The sequence below is a fragment of the Streptomyces sp. HSW2009 genome (assembly GCF_040240285.1).
GTDB lineage: Bacteria > Actinomycetota > Actinomycetes > Streptomycetales > Streptomycetaceae > Streptomyces.
The window spans coordinates 1-590 of record NZ_JBEHZD010001126.1; the positions used below are offsets into that span (position 1 = coordinate 1).

At 77.8% G+C, this 590-nt stretch carries 1 pseudogene; it reads right to left on the bottom strand.

The features are described 5' to 3' along the window. Positions 1–398 (bottom strand): annotated as a pseudogene (locus AAHZ94_RS34870) (DNA polymerase III subunit gamma and tau); the annotation flags it as partial. Positions 399–590 lie beyond the last annotated feature (192 nt).

Genomic DNA, 590 nt, shown 5'->3' on the forward strand with positions numbered 1-590 from the left:
GCCGGAGCTCCCCCGCCGAAACCACCAGCGCCGCCCCCACCGAAACCACCACCGCCGGCTCCCCCACCGAAGCCACCGCCGCCGCCTCCACCGAAACCGCCGCCGGCCGCCCCGAAGCCGCCGGGACCGCCCGCACCGCCGCCGCCCGGGGCCGGCCCCGCGCCGCCCGAGGGGTCGACGACGGCCTCGATCCGCCACTGCACGCCGAACTGGCCGCTCAGCGCCTCACGCAGGACGTCCTCACTGCCGCCGCTGACGAAGCTGTCGCGGGCCCCCGCATTGGAGAAGCCCACCTGGAGCGTGGTCCCGTCAAAGCCCGTGACCTGGGCGTTCTGGCTGAGCAGAATCCAGGTGAAGCGGCGCCGGTTCTTCACCGCATCCAAGATCGCCGGCCACATCTGCCGCACCTGCGCGGCACCCTGTGCCGCGTTTCCCTGTGCCGCACCGCCCTGCGCGCCCGCGCCGGCAGGCGCCGTAACCCCACCCGGCGCACCGCTCCCGGCCGCGCCACCAGCGCCGGCACCACCGCCCGCGCCGGCACCGCCGGGGCTCCCGCCCGGCGCACCGCCCTGACCTGCCCGCGCCCCGGC